The organism is Mesonia maritima (genome assembly GCF_042433895.1).
GTDB lineage: Bacteria > Bacteroidota > Bacteroidia > Flavobacteriales > Flavobacteriaceae > Mesonia > Mesonia maritima.
On the sequence record NZ_JBHLUA010000017.1, the window covers coordinates 1 to 4,162 of the forward strand.

Annotated in this window: 1 protein-coding gene; it reads right to left on the reverse strand. The window is 44.4% G+C overall.

The features are described 5' to 3' along the window. Positions 1–61: 61 nt before the first annotated feature. Positions 62–3,967 carry a T9SS type B sorting domain-containing protein gene (locus ACFFGL_RS12555; protein ID WP_309730834.1) on the reverse strand — a complete coding sequence of 1,302 codons (3,906 nt, stop codon included), beginning with the start codon at positions 3,965–3,967 and terminating at the stop codon, positions 62–64. Positions 3,968–4,162: the final 195 nt, after the last annotated feature.

Consider the following 4,162-nt stretch of genomic DNA (forward strand, 5'->3'; position numbering starts at 1 on the left):
AAAAACCCCTTGCTTTTTTTAGCAAGGGGTTTTCTCTTTTAGTTTCTATTTAATTTATCGGTTACCTTTTCAAGGTAAAGTTGGCTTTGAACTCTCTCGGCTGCTGACTACCGTCAGGCATCGTCTCTAAGTACTCCACGCTGAACCAGTAATCGTTTGAAGGCACCGGGTTACCGTTATAGGTTCCGTCCCAGCCTTCCCCTGCAGGGCTTAACTGCTTGAGCAGTTTTCCGTAGCGGTCAAAGATAAATACCTTCGCCTGGGGCTGATCCTGTAAGCCGATAATGTTCCAGGTATCGTTGTACCCATCCTGGTTAGGGGTAAAGAATTTCGGGTAGTCGATAAAGGAGATCGTAGCTACGGTAATTCCACAACCGCCGGCATCTCTTCCGTAAACTAAATGTTCTCCCGGTTCTACTCCATCAAAGGTCAGGGTTCTACTATCCCCGAGGCTTTGCCAAGGGCCGTTGTCCAACCTGAACTCATAGTCCCCGCTTCCCGTTACATTGCTCACCAAGATCGCATGTTCCTCTTCAAAAGAAAGCGTTAGGGCGCTTACCTTAAATTCCGGTGGATTGTTCTGGATAAAGGTCGCACTACTTGTGGTACTACAAGCGATGTTTCCATCCTGATCGGTCACCGTTACCTCATAGGTTCCAGGCTCATCTACCGATAAACTAGGACCATCTTCCGCTAAGGTAGAACCATTGAAGGTCCACACAAAGCTATAGTCGTTCGCATCAAGACCTGTTTCAATTACGATCGGCTCATAATTTCCGCCTTCTACCGGTGTTAACGGATTGCTGTCTTCACAAATAATCATGCCATCGTAATTGCTGATATCTACCACCGGACGATCGTTCACCTCAATGGTGATTTCTGCTACACTTGGTGATTCACACAACGTGGTGGTATTGATAGTCTCTGCAATAAGGGTCTGCGGATTAGTGACCGTGGTATAAAAGCTTGGGTCCTGAATCGCTTCGCCATTCTCATAAGCGGTTTGATCCGCATAATATACTACCGCGGTTCCTTGAGGGCTTCCAGGGTTGATCTGCGCATTATACTGGGTAAGATCTAAGGTTGCCGTGCTTCCTCCCGGTTCATCTGAACATACCTCTTCTTCGATCGGCGTATTTACAATCGATGGACGGGGTTCTACCGTAATTCTTACTACCCCGATATCTTCAGGACTATTGTTGAAACATCCCGTATCGGTATATTCTATACGGATATAAAACTCATCTTCATCCTCTGCTATATACCCATTCGAAAGTGGGCTGATCATACTTTCAGCATCATCTAGATCTGCATAATAGGTCACCGTATAATTAGCAATGTTTTGATCTTGATTCACATTTGGATCTAACAATGGGATAATCGTTGATGGATCGCCATTGGTAGCATCATATAAGTTCTCCGTAATATCATCAAAGTTTACCGCTGCCTCTCCGCTAGTGCCGTCCTCACACAAGGTGTATCCGAATGGATCTCCTGCAGGGTTTAATTCCGGTGCAGGAACTACTTGAAGTTCAAAGGGTACGATCACATAACAGAAGTTACCGTTTACTCCGCTATCCACACGGGCGTAAATCACTTGGACCGTAAGACCATCATCATTTTGCTCGTTAAAAGAAGGCTCGTTTACATAAGCGGCTGGAGTGTCAATAAACTCCGCAACCGTTTCATCACCCTGTTCAGCTGCAAATTCTGTTTTATAATAGGTGATATCTACATTTTCTCCTCCTGATATTAATTGCCCGCTTTGGGTTAAGTCAAATGGATCAGCGGCTACCCCGTCGTTATCATCATCACAAGCTACCTGACGTAAAGCTTCTAAATCCGTTTCACTTGGACTTGGCAATGGCAATACCTCTAAGGTAATCGTGGTATAGTCTTCACACATCCCTTGCGTTTGAGTGTTAACCACCGTTACATAAATCGTCTGCGGGTTAGCTGTATTTTGATAGTTCTCAGGATCCGCTATCGCATCTCCATTATCTTGATCTGTAGTACTTTCATAATAACTGAACTCATAATTCCCCGGCGCAGGGGTCGCTCCTGCGATCTCTGCCTCTTTTTGAGTGAGGTCAAAAATCGTTTGCGATACCGGTGTGGTTATATAATCATCATCACAAACCTTCAATACACTAGGTTCATTAACCACAGGAAGCGGCTCCACAATTAACCTGAAGCTATTGTCGTCAGTAAAGTCAAAAGTATCGATACACCCGGTTTCCGTATTTTCAAGACGTACATAGATCAATTGTCCGTTGCTGGTGTTGGTATAACTACCCGGGTTTACAATCGCATCTATACCTGCCTCTGCATCGGCCTGGCTCTCGTGATAAGTAACCAACAGATCGGTTGGATCTTGGTTCCCTAAAGCATTCGGGGTATTGATCGTTAAATCAAATACGGCTAAACCGTTAGCGGTATCATCATCACATACATAAAGGTCTTCCAAGTCGATGATCTCAGGGGTCGGAACTACTTCGAGTTCTAACTCTTCTACCACATAACAACCGGTCAGGTCATTTTCGGCACGTACATATAGGATTTGATTGTTCGTACTGCTCAGTCCAAAAGGCTGGCTCGTATCGATCGCATTACTTCCTGCCTCGGCATTCGCCTGGGTCAAATGGAAGGTAATTGTTACATCAGGTTCGGTATTTAAAATAATATCGATCTGCTCCTCTAAATCGAACTCTTCAAAACCATCATTATCCGTATCACATACTTCTACCGGTTCACTAGGGACTTGTGGCGAAGGAAGTGGGTTTACAATTAAGGTTAAGGTATAACCCTGGGTGACCGTACAACCGGTATCCACATCCTCTGCTCGGATATAAATTGTTTGATTATTTGAGGTATTCGTATACGGACTGGTTAACGACTTATTCCCAGAATCTGCATCAGCCTGAGTCTCGTGGTAGGTGATATCGATCGTCTTATCCCCTTGGGTAATATCCAAAGTGGCATCTTCTAAATTAAATTCCTCTCGCTCATCGCCCGGATTATTGTAATCACACAATTCTAACTGTTGCGGGGTGGTAATATTAGGTAACGGGTTTACCTGCAACTCAAAACTGGTTTGCTTGGTACAACCATTAAGACCTTCAACCACCACATAAATGGTTTGCGGGTTGATGTTAGGGTCATTTGCATAAGCCCCAGGCACACTGATCTCATTGGTACCGTTATCCGCATCGGTTTGACTTGGGTAATAACGAACCGTGAAATCCCCAGGATTGGCTTCATTGGCTAAAATAGCAGCTTCCTGCTCGGTAAGATCGAAAATCGCTACCCCATCTCCATCCGGATCACAGGCCGTTAAAGCAGGTAAGTTCTGTACCGGTTGTGGACTCTGCTCCACAATAAGTGCTGCCGTGGTGGTGTTATAACATGCTACACCCGGGCTCTCTACACGTACGTAGATAGTTTGGTTATCCTTTACCGTATTCTTGAACGGAATGCTTAAAGGACGAACACCATTATCTGCATCGACTTTAACATTATGATAAGTTATCGTAACGCTCGGATCATTGTTAATCTGATCATCCAAACTGCTTAGGTCAAAACTTCCAAAACCATCGTTATCATCATCACAGTATACCAAAGGCTGTGGCTCAATAGCCGAAGGAGCCTCATTTACCTCTAAGTCCAAACTTGTAGTGGTATAACAGTCGGTATTTACATTACGGATACGTACATAAATCGTCTCATTATAAGGGCTGCCCGTATTGGTATATTGTATCGGTAATTGATCATTAGGGGCTCCCGTATCTGCTTCGGCTTGCGTGTCGTAATAGCTTACATTTAGATTCGGATTATTGCCCGTGATCTGAGTAGTGGCATCCGATAAATCGAATTGAGCTACTCCATCGGAAGCCGCATCGTCACAAGTAGCCAATACTTGTGGCGTGTTAAAGCTCGGTAAGGGATTTACAATAACATCAAAGTTCATCGTAGAACTACAACCGTTGCTTCCTTCAACCAAGACGTAAATGGTATCGGGACTACCGGTATTTTCATAAAGCGTAGGGTCTGCTATCGCATTACCGTTAGATCGATCCTGTACGCTCGCATAATAGCTTACCGTGAAATCTCCAGAGGTAGCCTCATTCGCTAAAATAGCTCCTTCTTGAGAAGTTAAATCAAA

What these genes read in the sequence shown, in the direction of transcription:
- ACFFGL_RS12555 (WP_309730834.1), bottom strand. Translation starts at nt 3,967, where the DNA reads ATGAACTTTGATGTTATTGTAAATCCCTTACCGAGCTTTAACACGCCA.